This window comes from Acinetobacter sp. ESBL14, from assembly GCF_036668815.1.
Classification (GTDB): domain Bacteria; phylum Pseudomonadota; class Gammaproteobacteria; order Pseudomonadales; family Moraxellaceae; genus Acinetobacter; species Acinetobacter gyllenbergii.
This window is the reverse complement of record NZ_JAZEVS010000001.1, coordinates 129,413-148,825: the sequence shown is the minus strand read 5'-3', so window position 1 is coordinate 148,825 and position 19,413 is coordinate 129,413. Positions and strand designations below refer to the sequence as shown.

Sequence of the window (19,413 nt, the reverse complement as noted above, 5' to 3'; positions counted from 1 at the left end):
TCTTCTCGATCACATTCATTATTTAGCGTCTGCTTTCGCCTTCATATATTGCTCAGCCACCTCAAGCGCATAGTCCTGACACGCTTCGCCTGTTGCAGGGTCATAGGCACCATTATTGGTAATATTATTCGATAAGATACGCACCCCAAGGAATGGTACTTTGAACTGTTGCGCGATCTGCGCCACCGATGCTGCTTCCATTTCCTCTACAGAAGTTCCGTATTTGGTATGGAAAAAGTTGATACGATCCAATTCATTATTCCAGGTATCTGCTGAACCGATAGTGCCTTCAACGACTTGTCCTTTGCTGTAATGCACTTTAGCTTTATAGGCAGCGACCAGTAACTCCTTATCCCCTTCGAATTTACGAATAGCAATCGGTTCTGGATCAGACTCATCTTCTGGTAAGACATCAAAGGCTTCATTCCACTCCAGTGAGTTAGAACCACCGCCAATTGGCTTATTTGGGGTTTTAAATGCACCAATATTGGTGGTGTATTTGCCCAGTACAATATCAAATACCTTTAAGTCTGGATCATGACCACCCGAAGTACCCTGATTGATAATCGCAATCGGTTGATAATGCTGAATTGCAATGGCTGTTGCTGCGGCTGAGTTGCTCATGCCCATACGGGTTTTAGACACCACCATTGGATAGCCTTTATAAGTGCCTTTCCAGAATTTCCAGCCGCCGATAGTTTCTACAGTCACATTGTCTAGTTTTGATGCCATTCGCTCTGATTCAACTGGTAATGCACCTTGGATCACAATCGGCTGTAATTTCGCTTGTTCTTGAGGTTGAGTCGAATTTGAATTGCCATCACCATTACATGCCCCTAAAAATAGAGCCGTACATACACTGGCGATACCGATAAAATATTTAACTTGCATCATTAACCTGTCTTAAAAAAGAAACCCTATACAAAGCAAGTAACGTACCTACTTTGCTGTTAAGGTGAGTTTTGAAATGGACTAAATAAAAAGTGATTTACTTTAGAAAGCAAAAACCCAACATCAGCATGTTGGGTTTTCTGTGTACTTAGAAAATACGTTTATCGTCTTTCTGACGTTTTGGTAACTTCTCCATTTGCTGCAACACGGCTTGTGCAATATTGAGATAGCTGTCTGCGGCTGCATCTTTTGCGATCACACTTGGTGTGCCTTTATCTGCATGTTCACGAATTTTGGCATCTAAAGGTAGATGACCAAGTAAAGGAATTTGATATTGCTCAGATAACAGATCACCACCGCCTGTCCCAAAAATCTGCTCTTCATGACCGCAATTTGAACAGATATGCGTGGACATATTTTCAATCACACCAAGTACTGGAATATTCACTTTATTGAATAATTCAATACCCTTGGTTGCATCCATTAACGCCACATTTTGTGGTGTGGTCACAATCACTGCACCCGTCACTGGAATACGTTGTGCCAGAGTCAGTTGGATATCGCCTGTACCGGGTGGCATATCAATCACCAATACATCTAGATCAGGCCATAAAGTCTGATTGAATAACTGCATCAATGCGCCTGTTGCTTTCGGGCCACGCCATGCCACAGGTGTATTGTGCGCACCAATTAAATGCCCAATCGACAGTACCGCCATGCCATACGCATCTAAAGGCACAAAATGTTCATTTTCAATCTGCGGCGTTCTACCGGCATTACCCAACATGGTTGGAATGCTTGGACCATAAATATCGGCATCCAACACACCGACTTTCAAACCGAGTTGTTGCAATGCAAGTGCCAGATTCACCGTGGTGGTTGATTTACCTACTCCACCTTTACCAGATGAAACCACAATCACATTTTGAATACGTGGATGTGCTGCTACATCGCGTTGTTGTGGTGCCGCTTTTTGAATCGGTGGATTGTTCGGATCAGCTTCTGCTTGAGGAGAAGCATCCATCACAGGGGGTAAATTGCTATTTCCTGCTTTTGGCTTAGATGAGCAACTATGGCCAGCCTCACCATGTGCCGCATGTTTTTGTTGAATAATATGTAAGTTTAATTCTTGGATACCACACTTTTCCAAAGCTTCGGCCAGTTCATCATGGATTTGCTGTAAATGATCTTTTTCTTCAGGAAAGGTATTCACGGTAAGTTGTAAAATACGACCTTGTACATTGACTTGGCTGATACGATCTTTCAGCGCATTGTCTGAATGTGGCAGTACATAACTTTGTAGAACTGTTTGAATCTCGTCTTCCTTCACTTCTTGTGCTGGTGAAAAAACAGATTTTAAGGAAGAAAGCCACGACATTTTGTTTACTCCAAAAACAGATCAACATTTCACTGAGTTTGGCTAGTTTAGCAGTATTGAAGAATGGACGCTCATATCAAAACAGATAATTGCTCATTTTTTATAGCAACTTTTCTGCTTTAAATTTCAATCTGCAGCAACTGATACTTGTCACAGGATCGGGTTATATTGTTAAGCTAATCATGCCGATGATAAAAAAATACCAGATTGTTCTTTTATCATATGCTGTGCCACATGATGCTTATGCTTAACTTGGGAGGGTTTAATGACACGATATTATTTAGTGATATGTAGTTTATTTGCTTGCTTCCCGCTATTTGCCCAAGAATCGATTCATCGTGCTGTTTATCAATTGCCGCCACAAACAGAAATTGTGGTAAATAAGCACAAAGATCAAGCTGCGTCATCGGAAATTAAGGTCTCGATTCGAATTAGCCCAGAAAAAAACGGATTAAAGATTCAACTATTCAAAGCAAGCAATTCAGACATACTTAATCGCCATGTCTTAGCGCTTGCGCAACAGATAAAGCCAGAGGATTTACCTACTCAGGAGACCTCGGCAGAACAGCGTGATCACACGAACAGACACCTGTTCTCAAACTATGAGCAAGTTTATTCTTTTATTTCCATGCAAGATCAAGCTGTTACACAACGTATTCGACGGGTTGCCTCACCGTCTTCCTTAACTGAAATGGCCTGTTTGCTTTTACAAAAAAGTGTTCCATTAGAAGGTGAATCTTTCAGATTGAATGTAAAACTCTACATCGATAAAGAAGGCAAAATACATCACCAACAGACTCAGCCAGTCTTAGAAAAATCATTAATGAATCAGCTTTTTCCTGATCAAAAACGCACTCAGCCCTTTTATAAAATTTTCGATCTAGAACGCCAACAATATACCGATATGTCCATCAATCAACCCGTTCGATTCATTTGCACGGCCTGATAGACAACAATTATAAAAGATTCAAATAAAAATCCTCAAACATACCTTACATATGTTTGAGGAATATCTTTAGTCAATCCTTCGGTTAGCAAGCTTAACCTTTGAATTTATTGATAGTATCCGTTGCAGCTTTCTTTAAATCATCCAGCTTATGACTGGCTTGAGCTTTTAGATCATCAAATTTGGCAGCCGCTTCATCTTTCAATTCAGCAGCTTTGGCTTTGGCATCATCTAATTTATGACCAGCTTCTTCTTTAAAGTGATCAAACTTGTCTTGAACTGCGTGTTGGGTATCTTCAAGTTTGGCCTTAAGATCATCCACTTTATTTGAAACCGCCTCTTTACCTTCAGCATTTTGCTCAGAAACATCTTTCTTGAGATCATCAAGGGCTTTTTCGCCTTTTAACTTTAATTCCTCTGCGGAATGCTTTAAGTCATCAACTGCTTTTTCACCTTGTAACTGAGCTTCTTTTGCTTTGTATTTTAAGTCATTACCCAATTCTGCTGCTTGGTCTTTTAATTCATCAAGTTTTTCGTTTGTCATGGTATTTCCTCACTCTATAGGTAAAAAACATATTGTTTGGATCAACCTTAGTTATACCGTGTTTGGAGTTTTTTTTTGCCCATTGCTGCAAATTGAAACAAATGGGATACAGGAAGATTCAATTAATTGCGGATTGTTAAAGCTATTCATTTTCAGATATAAAAATCATATAAATGAATAACATCCTATTTATTCAATAAAATCATGTCTTAAAATTTCATACAGTACATGCCAACTTAAAGGATGCTCCATCGCTAAAGCGGGATGTTGAAACTCAGACACTTTTTGCATCTTTAATTTTCGCATCACAGCTTGTGATTTAGCATTTTCCAAAGTGGTAAAGGCAACCACTTTCTCCAGTTTCAATTGATCAAAAGCAAATGCAAGTGCCGCTTGAGCCGCTTCTGGTGCATAACCTTGTCCCCAATAAGCCTGATCGAGTCGCCATCTAATTTCCACACACGGTGAAAATGAAAATTGTGTCGGTTGATCATGTAAACCAGTAAAACCAATAAATTGCTGGTTATGTTTTAATTCAACCGCCCAAAAACCCCAGCCTTGCGTGTCGATAATTGATTTCATTTTATCAATCATCGCATCACTTTCTGCTCGAGTCAGGAGTTTAGGAAAATATTCCATCACCTGTGGATGAGTACCCATTGCGGCAAAGGAAGCATAGTCCTTTGCTTGCCACTGTCTTAAACGTAGTCGGGCTGTTTCGATCATTTTTACAACCAATAAATTTGTATTAAAAACTATTAACAATATAAGGAGATAGTTCGGATATACTTCCGCAATATCTCAATCATAGACCTCGTTGTCAGAATTACCTAATATGAATGAAAATGAACTTTTAGAAATTCAGCAGGAACTTCAAGCCCAAGAAAAACGCTTGAACTACATTCTTTCAAGTAAAAGAAGAATCCAGAACATGATTCTTTCGTTTGAAAAGGATCTGGCTGAACAGTTAATTCCAGTTATTGATCAGCAAAGTGACGATAAAGCACCTGTTGAAAGTAGTCTGGCGCTGACCATTTGCTGGAAATTTTCTAAAGCTGAATTTCCTAAAACCGAACATTGGTGCAGTGAACTCAGTATTACTGAGCTTGAGTGCAAAGATGAATTTACGGCGGCACTAAAAGCACAGGCTTGGTTAGGAACTTTGGGCAGTGATGAACTTTGGCAGACACCAATGTTTGCTGAAATTACCCTTGATCCGAAAACGGGTGGCTTAAAGAGCTATCACATTCATTTCCTATCTAAAGGAAAGATTATCTCTTTAAGAAAAAATTCAAAGCATAGTGTGACCGTCAAACAAATGCAGAGTATGTAATCCTTCGGGATGCATACTTTTTTCAAAACTCAATGATCAAAAACTCATAGATAAAACCACTCAACATCGAATATGAATGAAGAACTTATACTGCAAAAACGAGAAGATGAAAGGTATGCAAAGTGGTCAAACTATGTTTATTCCAGTAAAAGAAGAATTCAACGTAGAGTCTTGGCTATAGAGCGTGAGATTGCCCATACTATTCTTCAATTCAAAACATATAAACAACGCGAAGACTTAGAAAGCTTTATTGCTTTTTTAAGTTGCTGGAAATTTTCTAAAATAGATTTTAGTCAAAATACATTCTGGTGCGATGCAATCTATTTTGATGAATTTACAATGAAAGATGATCGTACATTTATATTTAGTGGCCAAGCTTGGATCGGCTTTACTGAGAATACAGAGAAGCAATGGCAAGTACCCTGTTCAGGTTATTTCACCATGAATGGACATCAAACTAAACTCAAAAGCTACGGCATTTATTTCTACCACGAAACAAAAAAGCTTCAGTTAATTAAAAGTACTTAACTAAAAACACTTTTATACTGTTTCTTGCACATCAACACATAACAACAATTGGCACTGATACAACCCACTGCAAGTACGGGCAAAACTGCAATAAAAATGAAAAGACTCATGGCCAATGTTTCAAAATCAAAGCCCTTGACCTGATCTTCAAATAAAATTATCAATACTAAGCACATCCATCCCGTAAAAAAGACCAGACTGACTTTAAAGAACTGCACCAAATCAAAAATTTTGCTGGGTAATTTCAATACTGATAGAACAATGACGTAGAAGATAAAAGCAAGCACGACGAGAAATGGGGTGAGATACAGCATCACTTGCATTGCATTGCTGACCACATGCAATAAATGGTTTTGTTGAAAGTTTAAGAACAAACAATACGGAATCACAAAACTAACAACTGATGTCACACTTGCGCAGAAAGATGCACAAAGCAAATGCCAAGATCTCATTGTTATCTCCTTTATTTATTGACCATACAGCCATTATCAGTAAAGGAAATGTGTTTTGATTGAAGTGCAAGTGAAGCTTTAATGAAGTTCTAGAATAATTAAAAACGAGGCTTGAAAAGATTTCACTGAATCCCTTGTGCAAGTCGGGGCCAAGTCATGTAAAATCATCTGCCTTGCAAATACGAATGAGAGAACAATATCCGTGCGTAAAATTTTAGTCACCAATGCCCTACCTTATGCCAATGGTCCTATCCATATGGGTCACTTACTCGGTTATATCCAAGCAGATATTTGGGTTCGTGCGATGCGTGCAATGGGCCATGATGTGACTTATGTATGTGCGGATGATGCTCACGGTACAGCAATCATGCTACGCGCTGAGGCCAATGGCATCAGCCCAGAACAACAAATTGCCAATGTTCAGAAAGAACATATCCGTGACTTTGATGGTTTTGGCGTACATTTCGATCACTATGATTCAACCAATAGTGATGAGAACAAAGCACGTTCAGAAGAAATCTATATTAAAAACCGTGAAGCAGGCAATATTGCCATTCGTCCTGTTAGCCAGCTGTTCGACCCTGAAAAAGGCATGTTCCTGTCTGACCGTTTCATTAAAGGCACATGTCCGAAATGTAAAGCGGAAGATCAATACGGCGATGCTTGTGAAGTATGTGGTACAACGTATAACGCCACCGAATTAGAAAATCCACGCTCAACCTTGAGCGGTGCGACCCCTGTTGAGAAATCATCAGATCATTATTTCTTTAAATTGCCGAATTTCTCAGAATACTTACAGAAATGGACCCGTGACCAAGGTCGTTTACCTGTTTCGATTGCCAACAAACTAGACGAATGGTTTGAGGCGGGTTTGTCGGACTGGGATATTTCGCGTGACGCACCTTATTTTGGTTTTGAAATTCCAGATGCGCCAAACAAATATTTCTACGTTTGGGTCGATGCACCGATTGGTTATATGTCGAGTTTTGAAAACTACATCAAAACTAAACGCCCAGATCTAAGCTTTGATGATTTTTGGAAAAAAGACAGCGACAAAGAAGTTTATCACTTCATCGGTAAAGATATCGTTTACTTCCATGCGCTGTTCTGGCCTGCAATGCTTGAAGGTGCTAACTACCGTACCCCATCAGGTTTATTTGTGAATGGTTTCTTGACCGTGAATGGTCAGAAGATGTCGAAGTCTCGCGGTACCTTCATTAAAGCTGAAACCTATTTAGAACATTTAAATCCTGAATATTTACGCTACTACTTTGCCTCTAAGCTGTCTGACAAAGTTGAAGATTCAGATTTAAACTTGGATGACTTCGTTCAAAAAGTAAATTCTGACCTTGTCGGTAAAGTGGTGAATATTGCTAGCCGTTGTGCAAAATTCATTAACACCAACTTCAATAATACGTTGTCAGATACATGTGCAGAGTCTGAACTGGTTCAAAGCTTTATTGATGCAGGTGATTCAATCGCACAGGCTTATGAAGCACGTGAATTCTCAGCTGCAATCCGTGAAATCATGGCATTGGCTGACCGTGCCAATCAGTATATTGATGAGAAAAAACCGTGGGCACTTGCCAAGCAAGAAGGTCAGGAACAACAAGTTCATGATGTATGCTCAGTGGGTATTAACTTATTCCGTCAACTTGCGATTTACTTGGCGCCTGTATTGCCAACGCTTGCTGCACAGGTTCAAGCCTTCTTACAACTTGAAAGCTTCGACTTTGCATCACGTCAGCAAATTTTGCTTGCACATGAAATTGCGCAATTCCAGCCTTTAATGCAACGTGTTGATGCCAAAGCGGTTGCAGCAATGGTAGATGCATCTAAAGATTCTTTAGCTGCGGCGGCAGAAGCGCCAAAAGCTGAGAAGAAAAAAGAAAAGAAAGCCGAGAAAAAGCCTGAGCCAAAAGTAGGTGAAGCTGAAATTATCGGCATTGAAGACTTTATGAAAGTCGATCTTCGTGTGGCAAAAGTATTAGAAGCCGCGACTGTTGAAGGTTCTGATAAATTGCTGCAATTGACTTTGGATGTGGGTGAAGCTGAACCGCGTAATGTGTTTAGTGGTATTCGTGAGTTTTATCAGCCAGAAGATCTAAAAGACAAATTGGTGGTGATGGTCGCCAACCTTGCGCCACGTAAAATGCGTTTTGGTATTTCTAACGGTATGGTACTTGCAGCAGGTAATGGCGAAGGGGTTTGGGTGATTTCACCTGAATCTGGCGCGAAACCAGGCGATAAAGTGTCTTAATATATAAAACTTATGTAAGGGTTTCTTCGGAAGCCCTTTTTTTATTTCTATAATTCAACCAAAATATTAAATGAACGATAAATACATTAGGTAAAACATGTTCCAGAGAATAATCACCGTCTTCTTTTTCAGCATTTTTTCTTTTCAAATCGCCTTAGCTCAGGAAACCCAATCTCAATTTAGTCCTCAAGTGCAGCAAGCCAAAGATCAAATTCAACTGACATTCAATACGTTATTCCAATCGGATGATGAAAACCCCAATATAAAAGTTGATCCCACATTAAAACAGCTACTTTCACAAAACAATGAGGAAAAGGCAAAACAATATATCGATCAGCAACAAAACTTATTTTTAGAGCAGATGAATCGCTACATCAAACAAGGAGACCTAAGTGCATCCGTTGCACTTTTAGAATTTGCTTTATTTTCACAGGATTCAGCATTAAAAGAACAAATCGATATTAAGCCAATTCAAAAGCTTTCCAATCAAAAGGATGCTTATGCAAGTTATTTGCTGGCGCAATACTATTCAAGTACTGAACAATACATCCCCTTGCTCGAAAAAGCAGGACAACAAGGTTCTGTTGCTGCACAAATGACACTTGCAGATGAATATGGATTTCGACTACCAGTTGAGCAGCAAAATGCCAAAAAAGCTGAGTTTTGGGCAAATAAGGCCAAACAAAATTTAGGTGAGGCGGCCTATACTGAGCAGAAATGTGCACTGGCAAATTGTGATCTTGAAGAGTTTGAAATGGTGGATTTTTCCAAGCTAACCCAGCAGTAAGGCCATACGCTAAGACGAGAACATCCGATAAAATCCGCTTACAAAAGCGGATTTTTTTCTGCGCTCAAACACCCAATTTTATTTGAATTCATGGTAAAAAAGTTTTTCTCTAATAAATTTAATGATTCTATGAAAAAAACTGCCCTCCTCCTTTCTGTCTCATTCTTGAGCAGCTTCCCTTTACTCAGCCACGCAGAAACCAGCAAAACTTTGCCGATCAATGAACAACAAAAACAGGTTGCAGGCTACTATCAACATCAAGTCGGTGACGTACAAATTACCGCCCTGCTCGATGGCACCAACTTTATGTCCCCAAGCTTGTTTAAAGATATTTCCCCACAACAAGTCCAACAAATCCTGAAAAAGTATTACGCTGATCAAGACAAAGGCGTACAGACTTCAATCAATGCTTTCCTCGTCAATACAGGAAAATCATTGGTACTCGTCGATAGCGGTGCAGCCAGTTGTTTTGGTGCACATTTAGGCTCGATTCTAAAAAACCTCGAGGCTTCAGGTTATAAACCTGAACAGGTCGATACCATTTTACTCACCCATTTACACCCCGACCACGTCTGTGGCATCAGTAAAGATGGGGTTGCCAACTTCCCCAATGCAACTGTGTACGTTTCCAGTGATGAAGCTAATTATTGGTTAGATCCAAAACAGGCAACCAAGCTTCCAAAAGACCAACAAGCGGGTTATGAAGGAACGGTTAAGCACATTAAGCAAGCGATTGCGCCTTACCAAGCCCAACAACGCTTTAAGACCTATAAACTCGGTGATGAGATTCAAGGCTTTAAAGTCATTAACACGGCGGGACATACGCCCGGTCACTTTAGCTATGAATTAAAAACTAAGGGCGAAAGCGTAGTATTTATTGGAGATATCGTGCATTCACATACTGTGCAATTTGATCAACCTGAAACTGCGATTGAATATGATATTGATCCGAAAAAAGCGGTTGCTACACGCTTAAAACAATTTGCTGACTTTGCCAAGAATGGACAAACCATTGCAGCTCCGCATTTACCTTTTCCGGGGATTGGGCATATTTATTCTGCTGATGGAAAGAGCTATCAATGGATTCCTGTACACTTTAAAGATTAAGCTGAACAAGCTAATTCTAGGCAATAAAAAAGCGACCTTCTCGGTCGCTTTTTCTGCTCTATTATTTCATACCAAAGATCAGCTTTAATCCCAGCAAGGTCATCACACCACCCGCGATGCGATCAAATATCGATTTTGATTTTAAATAAACTTTACGCGGGCCTTCGGCTGACAGCGCCACTGCAACCAGCGAGTACCAACCGGCATCAATAAAGAAACACAGCATTGGCAACACCACATAGTAATAACTTGGAATGTCTTTCGGTAATAAAGCAGTAAAAATACTGGCCAGAATAATCGCAATCTTTGGATTACTGAGCTGAGTAATCAGCCCTAAACGAAAGGCTTGTGCATAGCTCATGCGATTCACAGTGCCATTGACTGCTTCCATCGGTTCTTTGGCATGTTTAATAATTTTATAGGCCAGCCAAAGTAAGTACAAACCACCAAATATTTTTAGTGCGATATAAGCAGAAGGCACCGCCAATAGAATCGCTTGCAAGCCCATGACCGCAAGCAAACCAAATAAAGCTGCACCCGTCCCTGTTCCCAAGGCGGTAAACAGTCCATGCTTACGAGAAATCGCAATTGAGTTTTTAGCCACATAAATAAAGGTAGGGCCTGGGCTGATTGCACCCAACATTAACGCCAAAGCAATTGAACCTAAAATCAATAACGATTCCAAGTGAAACCTCTAGATTAGAATAATTTTCAAATATTAATTTTACTGAAAAAGTAGAGCGAGAAGATATAAAAATTTTGACTAATCTCAGCAATTTTTGAGAGCTCCAAGCGATGTCATCTGATTAGAAAGCAACAAAGTAGAGCAAAGACTCAATTTATAATGAATATCAAACACTTAAAAATAGCATATTCATCTCCGCCATAAATCAAGTATCCGATTTTTCTATAAAACTAATTTTATGATCAAAATTTGTCATCCATTTTAGTGTAACTTTCATTTATTTTTAGCAACTCAAATCCCATAATAAAATTATGGATTAAATTCATTTTCATCAATAACGATAACCGAGGCACATTAGATGCAAACTAAAAAACTGAAAACTTTAGACCCTTCACAATCACATCTCTGGATCATTGGCGGCGGTATTGCCGGCATGGCGGCAGCAGCCTTTGCCATTCGTGACGCCAAAGTACCTGCCCAAAACATTCATATTTTAGAAGAGCTTGAGGTTTCAGGTGGTTCAATGGATGGTGGACATAACCCACTCAATCCCAATCACGCTTGGGTGACGCGAGGCGGACGAATGCTGACCGATGAAACCTATCTCTGCACATGGGATCTATTCTCTAGCATCCCCTCACTGGAAGATCCCAATATTTCTGTCCGTGAGGAATGTCGCGATTTTAATGAAAAAATTAAAACCCATGCCCAAGCCCGTTTAATTGATGCGAATCATGTGATTGCGGAAGCCGAAAAGCTTGGTTTATCCACCTTGAATCGTGCACAGATGCTACGCCTGCTGGCACTCAAAGAAGAACGGATTGGCAGTCGTTGTATTGATGAATTTTTTGATGATGCATTTTTCCAAAGCAATTTTTGGCGAATGTGGCGCACCACCTTTGCCTTTCAGAAATGGCATAGTGCAGCAGAATTACGTCGTTATTTCTTACGCTTTATTCAAGAATTACCCCGTATCCATACCTTGGCTGGGGTTAAACGCACCAAATACAATCAATATGATTCGATGATTTATCCTTTACAACGTTGGCTGGTCGAACAAGGCGTGGATGTCCGCTTTGGTACTTATGTCACTGACGCTGATTTTGTTGAAGATGAGCAGAGTAAAGAGCGTAAGGCAAGCAAACTGTATCTCAACCTGCCAGAAGGCACGGAACAGATTGTATTGGGTGAACATGATTTGGCACTTTTCACTTTAGGTTCGATTACAGCAGATTCACGTTATGGCAGTCAAAATGATGTGCCTGCCCTAATTCGTGATCGACAGGATCATGGCTGGCGCTTATGGGAAACCCTTGCACAAAAAGCACCTGATTTTGGTCGCCCAATGACCTTTAATGGCAATATCGACGAACATAAATGGAAGTCCTTTACCCTGACGCTGCATGATGATGTCTTGCTGAAACGTATCATCGAATACACAGGCAATGAACCAGGAACAGGCGCACTAATGACATGGTTTGAATCAGGCTGGCATTTATCCATCGTGGTGCCTGCACAGCCACATTTTGCCGATTTACCTGAAGGAAAATTTACCCTATGGGGCTATGGTTTTGAAATTGACCACATCGGTGACTACATCAAAAAACCAATGAGTGAAGCCACTGGGCAAGAGATTGTAATCGAGTTAATTCAGCAACTCGGATTCGATGATATCTTGGATCATGTACTGGCGCATAGTGATATAACCACGGTGATGATGCCCTATGCCTCTGCCCTGTTTGCCTGTCGTAAAGCGGGCGATCGTCCCTTACTGATTCCAGAAAATGCCGTTAATTTTGCCTTCTTGGGCCAATTTGTGGAACTCGAGGATGATGTGGTGTTTACCGTGGAATATTCAATTCGTGGCGCCATGCTCGCCATTTATCAGCTTTTAGGTGTAGATCGTGAAGTTCCAGAAATCTATAACGGCTTGCTCGATCCCAAAGTCGGTTTAAAAGCCTTAGAAACAGTGTTTCACTAAATCATTTTGAAAGGCTAAAAATGAAGTAGATCTTGATGATCTACTTCATCCTCCTGATCAGCTCTTAGATCTATGAGCAAAAATTCAGTCAAATTTGCTGAATAGTGCGCTCATTCTTGCAGCAGCAGCTTGCCATTTTCTTTCAGTAATTTTCCATCATAGCTATAAATCATTTTCTTCTGAGCAACTTTTCGCTCTTGCTCCTCACTTTCTGGTGCCCCCATAAAGTCAGGCATGCTCACGATAATTTGATTCGGCTTCGCTGAAACCTTGATGAGATCCGAACATGAACCAAAAACAGGCGAAACCGTCACTTTCTGATTCGGACTGATTTTCACAAAATTCAGTTGGATCGGACAACCACTGCCGCCAATGTCTTGCACCAAAACCACATCATCCATGTGTAGTTTATAAATGCCTTCAATTGACAGACCGTTATTGCCCTCAATTTTTGGCAACACCATTTTATGATTAAAATATAGCGTTTCTTGTCCAGTCTCAGGGCTGACTTTAATTTGAACTTGCCCATAACGTGTTTTCTTGACATCTTCCGCAGCAAAAGCAGTCTGTGTAGCAACCAATACCGTGGCAGCCAGTACCCATTTCAACATCTTATTTTGCTTCATCATTTTGATTTTACTCATCACCTTGTTTAATGATTTTTGGTTTTAAACTACATGGATTTTCGACCTTGATCTCCTGAAAGTATTTCTCTCCGTCTTCTTCTGCATCATAGCCAAAATTAAACGAAGCATCGCTCTCATCAAAGAAGGTGGAATAGCCAATCTGTCCCATCTCGCTAAACTTTGGATCCTTTTTACTGATGCTGAGATAAGGCTTGAGTTCAGGTAGCCGGTAAAACACCACTTTGTCATGTTCTTTGTCCAATTGCTGTTTGGTCACAAAGCACTTTTGATCGGGTGACATTTTTAATAATTCAAAGAATTCCTGCTGCTTGTTATCTTGATCATACACCGTGAGGATATGCGGATTGCCAGTTGCACCCAACTGAAAACCAATCCGTTTTGGGGTGAATTGATAGGCTCTTGCCGTCTTATTCCATTGCGATATTAAGACCTTTTCTTGACCTTTATAGACTTTGATATAGTCACAGGCATCGGTTTTTACATTACAGTTTCGTTTAATAATTTTGACCTCACCCGCTTGGGCCAAAACTTCTGCTTTAGCCCATAGCGTGCTACTGCAACAGAGCACACTGATTGCTAAAATTAATCTACTTGTCATTTTATAATATACCCAATTGATTTAAGCCGTGGTCTAAGTGCCACAAAATAGACAGCTTATTCTGCTTAGAATAAATTGGGAATTCAATGTTTTATTGCTCGCCTCATTCACATGAGGCTGAAAGTACCAAATACAACACTTCACTGCTAAACGAACCATCTGCTTGAATACGATAATATTGTTGAACTTGATCTGCTGCCTTTTGCTGTAAATCCCGTATGGTCTGGACTGCATATTCAGGGGTTTGCATTCGCTCCGTCCAACTCTTGAACTCTAGATCTAAATATTGCTTTTCAACAGTCTCAACCCTAAAACCTGCATATTCAGCAAAGCGCATCCACTCCTGTAAACTATAATTGCGTACATGGCTTGGATCTCGAATCGTTTCAATGGTCTGAAAGAAGGTATCCATCACGGGATTTGAGTGCCCTAAAATATCGACAATAATCACCTTGCCTTGCGGCACCAATACACGGCGAATTTCCGCCATCGCCTGTGCCACATTTTGCCAATGATGCGCTGAATAGCGCGTAATCACACAATCAAAGCTTTGATCGGCAAAAGCTAAACTCTCCGCTGCACCTTGTACAGCCTTGACATGATCAAAGCCCTTTTGCTTGGCCTGCTGAGCCACCAATTCAACCATTGACGGCGTTAAATCATAAGCCGTCACTTGATCGGTAAAGGGTGCAATTTGATAGCTGACATGGCCGCCACCACAACCTAAATCCAACACTGTCTTCAATTGCTGTGACTGGATCAAGTGCTGCATTTTTGCAAACTCAATCCCTTGTGCGTGAACACTACTGTTTAAATAGGCTTGAGATTTATCTTGATATTGCTGTTGATTGACTTGATGCTGGGTACTCATGTTCTTATCCTTGCGTTGTCGGTCTAAATTCAAAATAACCAACAACAACCAAAAATAAAAATGATCAATTTTATACAAATTAATAAAAATAAGTTATCAATTAAAGACCAATCAAACTGGCCGCCACGTTGATCGCCACCGCCAAAATTACGGTATTGAAAATAAAGGCCAACACACAATGAAAAATATTCAGATGTCGAAGCTCTGAGCTGGTAATCGAGACATCAGCGGTTTGTGCAGAAGTACCGATGATATAACTGAAATAGATAAAATCCAGATAATCCGGTTGATCGGTTTTCGGAAAATCTAGACCTGCATCTTGATGACGACTTTTGGCAAGGTAGTAATCATGTGCATAATGAATGGCAAATAAAGTATGCAGTAATAACCATGTCGAGAAAATCGTGCCGATGGTCAGTAAAATGAGTACTGTTTTTAAAATAGGTTGATCTTTAGGGACATGTCCCAACTGCACCACAATCGAAATAAAACAAATCACAATAGCGATCAGCACCACAGTCAAGATCATCCACTTGCCTTCATCCTGCTGTTTGGCACGTTGTAAAATATGGGTGGCGTCCAAGTGCCACATCATTTTCAAGGTCAGAAATAAATACAGCCAAATCGCAATATTCCAACCGAGCTGCAAGCAGGTTGCCCAATGCCATTGCGTGAACAGATGCAAAGCCCCGTAAATCAACAATCCCAAAGAAAAAGTCGCAGACAAATATGGTCGATACTTGATTCCTTTCACTAAACGATGGATGAATCCTTGCATGTTTCACCTATTTGTATTTTTTATGCATGAGTAATTTACCCTTATTTTTTAACACTGTATTGCCTTAGAAAAATCACTCAGAACTGCGATTTTACCGAAATTAAACAAAATAAAGTTTCTCGACATATTTACTTCGGACAAAAATGTCCGTTTAATTCACCCTATATCTCCCAAGAAATTTAGGTCATGGCAAAACGTCAGCAATTGGCAGCGCATAATCGTGATGAACTCCTCAATGCCGCCGAAGAAATCTTCCGCAGGCAAGGGGTTCATGTGCCATTACAAGCCATCATTGATCATGCGGGCGTGGGACGTGCAACGTTTTATCGTAATTTTGCAGATCGTAAAGCGCTGGTGGCTGCCTTGTTGGAACGAGCGATTACACGTTTAGAACAACGGTCGCAGGCTTTACTGGCATTTAATGATGGTTTTATTCGTTTGATTGAAGGTCATATCGAACAACTGCCGCATTTAGTTGTACTGATTGATTACTGGCGTATTATTGATCGGCAAGACCCAATCATGCTAAACATTTATCAAAGACGCGATAAAGCGTTACAGCCACTGATTGATCAAGCCATACAACATCAGCTTTGTCGTCCTGATCTTACTCCACAAGATTTCGGAATGATCACAGCGATCTTGGGGTCTTCATTTCAAGGGCATAATACATCAGATCAAGTGCGCTTAGCCAAACGAGCAATAGAATTATTATTAAACGGCATTAAAGTTTAGTTCGGGAAATAACATGGATAAAAGCCCTCGCTATCTTGAGACACCTCCAGATTGGTCTGCTGATGAGCGCCCAACCTTACCCGGCTCGCCTGCTGCAATTGCCCATGCCAGACCAAAACGTCTTGCTTACTTCGTTATTGGTCTGTTTATATGTATTGCAGCCAGTTTAAGTAATGGTTTTATCGTTGCGAATTTGCCGATTTTCCAAGGTGAGTATGGCCTGACCCCATCACAGGCAGCATGGCTACCTGCAGCCTATGTGATGGCCAATGTCAGTTCCAACCTCATCTTATTCAAAGCACGGCAACAATATGGCTTACGCCTGTTTTCTGAAATCGGTTTGCTGGTTTTTATTGGTGTACTGATTCTGCATATCTTTGTCAAAACCTATGAAATGGCCTTATTTGTACGTTTCATTGCAGGTCTGGCTGCTGCACCACTGAGTTCGCTGGGAATGTATTACACCATGCAAGCTTTTGGTAAGGCGGATATGGCCAAAGGGATTTATTTGGCTTTCGGCTTTCAGCAACTTGGTCTACCTTTGGCTTGGATCATCTCGCCTTTTCTACTTAGCGCCAATCAGTGGGATGTGATTTATACCTTTGAATTGGGTTTGGCAATTTGCTGTTTTGCCATGGTGGTGGCATTAAAACTGCCTCGCAGCTTACGCTTAGAGGTGTTTGAGAAGCAGGACTTTTTTACCTTTGCCTTGCTCGCCCCTGGTTTTGCTTGTTTGTGTATCGTACTGACCCAAGGGCCTATTTTATGGTGGTTCAATAGCCCTTGGCTGGCTTATACCTTAATTGTCGGTTTTTGCTTGATTGTATTAGGGCTTACTTACGAACATTACCGCAGCAACCCACTGATTATGACCCGTTGGTTAGCGGCAGGTGATTTACTCAGTTTTGTAGTCAGTGCCTTTGCCTTACGTTTGCTCATGTCAGAGCAAAGTTATGCCGCAGTTAATTTCCTCAAGACCATGGGCATGGGCCCTGATCAATTTGTACCGCTTTATATGGTGATCTTTTGTGGCACCATTGCAGGTTCAGTATTCAGCGCGCTGACCTTCCATCGCGAACGTTTAATTTTAAATTTATTCCTTGCTGAAATCCTGATTTTAATTGCCTGTGCCTTGGATTATCACCTGACCAGTGATGTGCGCCCTGCTAACTTCTATCGCAGTCAATTCTTAGTCAGCTTTGCAGGTGGGGTCTTTATCGGCCCGCTGTTGCTGATGGGTTTTATGCGCACCTTACAACGTGGTCCACAATATGTGGTGACCTTTATTGTGCTGTTTTCAGCGACACAGAACTTTGGTGGTTTGGTCGGCTCATCCTTCTTCAACACCTATCAGCAACGCCATACCTATGATTATAAAGTGGAAATCAATAGCAATCTGGATCCCACCGATCCGATTGTTGCACAGCGTTTACAAGCCTATCAGCATAGTGCCATGATCAATACCAATGATCCTGTGCTGCAAAACAACCAAGCCTTGCAGAACCTGAATAAAGTGGTCACCCGTGAAGCGCAAGTCCGTGCCTATAACGATGTGATCGTATTGAACGGTATTTTTGCAGTGGTGTTACTGCTATGGGGCTTATTTAAATACGCACGCAATAAATACAAAACCCGCAAAAATTTGCAAGCAGCCAGTTAATCCTTTTTGATTGAGAAAAGATGATGTCAGAACAAGATAAACCCGAAGAGAATAATGCTCGAACCACGGAGCAAAATGAAACAACGCCAGTAGCAAGGGCGCCTGAAACTGTGGCACAAATGCCACCACCGCCTCCTCCGCCGACCAGTAAGCTAATCAAGACCAAACGCTCGACCCTGTGGTGGATGCTATTGGTATTATTGGTGGGTATCACCATTATCTTATGGGCGTGGCGCATTGGTCCATTCCATACAGCGGTTGAACAAACCGACAATAGCTATGTGAAAGGCAAAACCACCATCCTGTCTTCGCAGATCAATGGCTATATCAAAGATGTGCTGGTCAAAGACTTTGACCAAGTCAAACAAGGTCAGGTGTTAATGCATATTGATGCCACCACCTATGATCAAAAGGTCACACAGGCAGCATCTGGCGTTGAGCAAGCCGAAAACAGTCTTGCCAATCAAACCCAAGCCATTGCACAACGTCAGGCCGATGTTGTCGCGGCACAGGCCAAACTGGATCAGGTCAAAGCACAATATGATTTATCTGTGGCACAGCTGAAACGCTACCAGCAATTGGGAGATAGCGGTGCTGCATCTAAATCTGAACAAGACAAAGCCGCGGCAGATGCCCAAAATAATCACGCCTTACTGAAACAGGCCGAAGCCAATATCTTGGTGGCACAAGAAGCCTTAAAAACGGCACAAGTGGCGCAGACAGGTTTAAAAGCACAAGTCAATAGTGCACAGGCACAACTCGACCAAGCCAATACCACCAAGGACTACAGCACCATTGTTGCCCCATTGGATGGACAATTGGGTGAGGTCAATCCACGCGTTGGTCAATATGTGGCGGCGGGAACACAACTGCTTTATCTGATTCCAACACAGACTTGGGTGATTGCCAACTTTAAGGAAACTCAAATTGCCAATATGAAAATTGGGCAAAAAGCCTCTTTCACCGTCGATGCGATGAATCATCAGAAATTTACCGGACATGTCGAGCAAATTTCCCCTGCGGCAGGTTCAGAATTCAGCGTGCTGAAACCTGACAATGCCACAGGTAACTTCACCAAGGTGGTGCAACGGATTTCAGTCCGTATCGCCATTGATCCAAATCAAAAAGGTATCGAAAACTTACGTCCTGGGATGTCGGTAATTAGCTCTGTGGACACCGACTCCTAATGCAAGACTGACATTCTCAATCAAATCCATTTACAATGTGATCAA

Annotated in this window: 20 protein-coding genes; 10 read left to right on the top strand and 10 right to left on the bottom strand. The window is 41.1% G+C overall.

Going from position 1 to position 19,413, the window contains the following annotated elements:
- Window positions 1–18: 18 nt before the first annotated feature.
- Together V6E90_RS00765 and apbC are read right to left on the bottom strand one after the other, a co-directional pair.
- A complete protein-coding gene (locus V6E90_RS00765) occupies window positions 19–894 on the bottom strand; it encodes a 5'-methylthioadenosine/S-adenosylhomocysteine nucleosidase (protein WP_171257978.1) in 876 nt (291 codons plus the stop codon).
- 145 nt (window positions 895–1,039) lie between these two features.
- Window positions 1,040–2,269, bottom strand: coding sequence for an iron-sulfur cluster carrier protein ApbC (gene apbC / locus V6E90_RS00760; protein ID WP_332604218.1), 1,230 nt, complete (start codon window positions 2,267–2,269; stop codon window positions 1,040–1,042).
- A 265-nt stretch (window positions 2,270–2,534) separates the two neighbouring features.
- Here apbC and V6E90_RS00755 point away from each other — a divergent pair, with 265 nt between their 5' ends.
- Window positions 2,535–3,215, top strand: a complete 681-nt coding sequence (locus V6E90_RS00755) for a hypothetical protein (protein WP_332604217.1) — start codon at window positions 2,535–2,537, stop codon at window positions 3,213–3,215.
- Between the two features lie 94 nt (window positions 3,216–3,309).
- Here V6E90_RS00755 and V6E90_RS00750 read toward each other — a convergent pair whose 3' ends face one another.
- Both V6E90_RS00750 and V6E90_RS00745 read right to left on the bottom strand, forming a co-directional pair.
- On the bottom strand, window positions 3,310–3,759 hold the full coding sequence (locus V6E90_RS00750) for a hypothetical protein (RefSeq protein ID WP_016541670.1): 450 nt from the start codon (window positions 3,757–3,759) through the stop codon (window positions 3,310–3,312).
- A 189-nt stretch (window positions 3,760–3,948) separates the two neighbouring features.
- Window positions 3,949–4,485: a GNAT family N-acetyltransferase gene (locus tag V6E90_RS00745; RefSeq protein ID WP_332604216.1), complete on the bottom strand. Its 537-nt coding sequence runs from the start codon at window positions 4,483–4,485 to the stop codon at window positions 3,949–3,951.
- Between the two features lie 109 nt (window positions 4,486–4,594).
- On the opposite strand from V6E90_RS00745, the gene V6E90_RS00740 reads away from it, so the two are divergent.
- Together V6E90_RS00740 and V6E90_RS00735 are read left to right on the top strand one after the other, a co-directional pair.
- A complete protein-coding gene (locus V6E90_RS00740; RefSeq protein WP_332604215.1) occupies window positions 4,595–5,092 on the top strand; it encodes a hypothetical protein in 498 nt (165 codons plus the stop codon).
- A 72-nt stretch (window positions 5,093–5,164) separates the two neighbouring features.
- The gene (locus tag V6E90_RS00735) at window positions 5,165–5,620 is read left to right on the top strand and encodes a hypothetical protein (RefSeq protein WP_332604214.1); all 456 of its coding nucleotides are present in this window, start codon (window positions 5,165–5,167) and stop codon (window positions 5,618–5,620) included.
- Here the strand turns inward: V6E90_RS00735 and V6E90_RS00730 are convergent.
- Window positions 5,617–6,072: a hypothetical protein gene (locus V6E90_RS00730; protein WP_332604213.1), complete on the bottom strand. Its 456-nt coding sequence runs from the start codon at window positions 6,070–6,072 to the stop codon at window positions 5,617–5,619. The genes V6E90_RS00735 and V6E90_RS00730 overlap by 4 nt on opposite strands.
- A gap of 202 nt (window positions 6,073–6,274) precedes the next feature.
- On the opposite strand from V6E90_RS00730, the gene metG reads away from it, so the two are divergent.
- The 3 genes from metG (at window position 6,275) to V6E90_RS00715 (ending at window position 10,226) form a co-directional block, all read left to right on the top strand.
- The gene (gene metG, locus V6E90_RS00725) at window positions 6,275–8,332 is read left to right on the top strand and encodes a methionine--tRNA ligase (RefSeq protein ID WP_332604212.1); all 2,058 of its coding nucleotides are present in this window, start codon (window positions 6,275–6,277) and stop codon (window positions 8,330–8,332) included.
- Between the two features lie 97 nt (window positions 8,333–8,429).
- Entirely contained in the window at window positions 8,430–9,119 is a 690-nt protein-coding gene (locus V6E90_RS00720; protein WP_332604211.1) for a sel1 repeat family protein, read from the top strand.
- A 129-nt stretch (window positions 9,120–9,248) separates the two neighbouring features.
- Window positions 9,249–10,226 carry an MBL fold metallo-hydrolase gene (locus tag V6E90_RS00715; protein ID WP_332604210.1) on the top strand — a complete coding sequence of 326 codons (978 nt, stop codon included), beginning with the start codon at window positions 9,249–9,251 and terminating at the stop codon, window positions 10,224–10,226.
- A 61-nt stretch (window positions 10,227–10,287) separates the two neighbouring features.
- Here the strand turns inward: V6E90_RS00715 and V6E90_RS00710 are convergent, their stop codons facing one another.
- A complete protein-coding gene (locus tag V6E90_RS00710; RefSeq protein WP_023270720.1) occupies window positions 10,288–10,911 on the bottom strand; it encodes a LysE family translocator in 624 nt (207 codons plus the stop codon).
- A 358-nt stretch (window positions 10,912–11,269) separates the two neighbouring features.
- Here V6E90_RS00710 and V6E90_RS00705 point away from each other — a divergent pair, with 358 nt between their 5' ends.
- Complete coding sequence (locus V6E90_RS00705) at window positions 11,270–12,892, top strand: oleate hydratase (protein ID WP_332604209.1); 1,623 nt, start codon at window positions 11,270–11,272, stop codon at window positions 12,890–12,892.
- Window positions 12,893–13,002: 110 nt separating this feature from the next.
- Here the strand turns inward: V6E90_RS00705 and V6E90_RS00700 are convergent, their stop codons facing one another.
- From V6E90_RS00700 to V6E90_RS00685, 4 genes are all read right to left on the bottom strand, one after another.
- Window positions 13,003–13,521: a hypothetical protein gene (locus V6E90_RS00700; protein WP_023270722.1), complete on the bottom strand. Its 519-nt coding sequence runs from the start codon at window positions 13,519–13,521 to the stop codon at window positions 13,003–13,005.
- A 7-nt stretch (window positions 13,522–13,528) separates the two neighbouring features.
- A complete protein-coding gene (locus tag V6E90_RS00695) occupies window positions 13,529–14,137 on the bottom strand; it encodes a hypothetical protein (protein ID WP_016541661.1) in 609 nt (202 codons plus the stop codon).
- A 103-nt stretch (window positions 14,138–14,240) separates the two neighbouring features.
- A complete protein-coding gene (locus V6E90_RS00690; protein ID WP_262757244.1) occupies window positions 14,241–15,008 on the bottom strand; it encodes a class I SAM-dependent methyltransferase in 768 nt (255 codons plus the stop codon).
- Window positions 15,009–15,108: 100 nt separating this feature from the next.
- Window positions 15,109–15,786: a DUF1345 domain-containing protein gene (locus V6E90_RS00685; protein WP_065343557.1), complete on the bottom strand. Its 678-nt coding sequence runs from the start codon at window positions 15,784–15,786 to the stop codon at window positions 15,109–15,111.
- A 186-nt stretch (window positions 15,787–15,972) separates the two neighbouring features.
- Here V6E90_RS00685 and V6E90_RS00680 point away from each other — a divergent pair, with 186 nt between their 5' ends.
- The 3 genes from V6E90_RS00680 to V6E90_RS00670 are packed head-to-tail and all read left to right on the top strand — an operon-like array spanning window position 15,973 to window position 19,368.
- A complete protein-coding gene (locus V6E90_RS00680; protein WP_171551773.1) occupies window positions 15,973–16,521 on the top strand; it encodes a TetR/AcrR family transcriptional regulator in 549 nt (182 codons plus the stop codon).
- 13 nt (window positions 16,522–16,534) lie between these two features.
- Window positions 16,535–18,181 (top strand): MFS transporter, encoded by a 1,647-nt coding sequence (locus tag V6E90_RS00675; RefSeq protein WP_332604207.1) that lies wholly within the window; start codon window positions 16,535–16,537, stop codon window positions 18,179–18,181.
- Window positions 18,182–18,201: 20 nt separating this feature from the next.
- The gene (locus V6E90_RS00670; protein WP_442881241.1) at window positions 18,202–19,368 is read left to right on the top strand and encodes an HlyD family secretion protein; all 1,167 of its coding nucleotides are present in this window, start codon (window positions 18,202–18,204) and stop codon (window positions 19,366–19,368) included.
- The last annotated feature ends 45 nt before the right edge of the window (window positions 19,369–19,413 follow it).

What these genes read in the sequence shown, in the direction of transcription:
- V6E90_RS00765 (WP_171257978.1), bottom strand. Translation starts at nt 894, where the DNA reads ATGATGCAAGTTAAATATTTTATCGGTATCGCCAGTGTATGTACGGCT.
- apbC (WP_332604218.1), bottom strand. Translation starts at nt 2,269, where the DNA reads ATGTCGTGGCTTTCTTCCTTAAAATCTGTTTTTTCACCAGCACAAGAA.
- V6E90_RS00755 (WP_332604217.1), top strand. Translation starts at nt 2,535, where the DNA reads ATGACACGATATTATTTAGTGATATGTAGTTTATTTGCTTGCTTCCCG.
- V6E90_RS00750 (WP_016541670.1), bottom strand. Translation starts at nt 3,759, where the DNA reads ATGACAAACGAAAAACTTGATGAATTAAAAGACCAAGCAGCAGAATTG.
- V6E90_RS00745 (WP_332604216.1), bottom strand. Translation starts at nt 4,485, where the DNA reads ATGATCGAAACAGCCCGACTACGTTTAAGACAGTGGCAAGCAAAGGAC.
- V6E90_RS00740 (WP_332604215.1), top strand. Translation starts at nt 4,595, where the DNA reads ATGAATGAAAATGAACTTTTAGAAATTCAGCAGGAACTTCAAGCCCAA.
- V6E90_RS00735 (WP_332604214.1), top strand. Translation starts at nt 5,165, where the DNA reads ATGAATGAAGAACTTATACTGCAAAAACGAGAAGATGAAAGGTATGCA.
- V6E90_RS00730 (WP_332604213.1), bottom strand. Translation starts at nt 6,072, where the DNA reads ATGAGATCTTGGCATTTGCTTTGTGCATCTTTCTGCGCAAGTGTGACA.
- V6E90_RS00720 (WP_332604211.1), top strand. Translation starts at nt 8,430, where the DNA reads ATGTTCCAGAGAATAATCACCGTCTTCTTTTTCAGCATTTTTTCTTTT.
- V6E90_RS00715 (WP_332604210.1), top strand. Translation starts at nt 9,249, where the DNA reads ATGAAAAAAACTGCCCTCCTCCTTTCTGTCTCATTCTTGAGCAGCTTC.
- V6E90_RS00705 (WP_332604209.1), top strand. Translation starts at nt 11,270, where the DNA reads ATGCAAACTAAAAAACTGAAAACTTTAGACCCTTCACAATCACATCTC.
- V6E90_RS00700 (WP_023270722.1), bottom strand. Translation starts at nt 13,521, where the DNA reads ATGATGAAGCAAAATAAGATGTTGAAATGGGTACTGGCTGCCACGGTA.
- V6E90_RS00695 (WP_016541661.1), bottom strand. Translation starts at nt 14,137, where the DNA reads ATGACAAGTAGATTAATTTTAGCAATCAGTGTGCTCTGTTGCAGTAGC.
- V6E90_RS00690 (WP_262757244.1), bottom strand. Translation starts at nt 15,008, where the DNA reads ATGAGTACCCAGCATCAAGTCAATCAACAGCAATATCAAGATAAATCT.
- V6E90_RS00685 (WP_065343557.1), bottom strand. Translation starts at nt 15,786, where the DNA reads ATGCAAGGATTCATCCATCGTTTAGTGAAAGGAATCAAGTATCGACCA.
- V6E90_RS00680 (WP_171551773.1), top strand. Translation starts at nt 15,973, where the DNA reads ATGGCAAAACGTCAGCAATTGGCAGCGCATAATCGTGATGAACTCCTC.
- V6E90_RS00675 (WP_332604207.1), top strand. Translation starts at nt 16,535, where the DNA reads ATGGATAAAAGCCCTCGCTATCTTGAGACACCTCCAGATTGGTCTGCT.
- V6E90_RS00670 (WP_442881241.1), top strand. Translation starts at nt 18,202, where the DNA reads ATGATGTCAGAACAAGATAAACCCGAAGAGAATAATGCTCGAACCACG.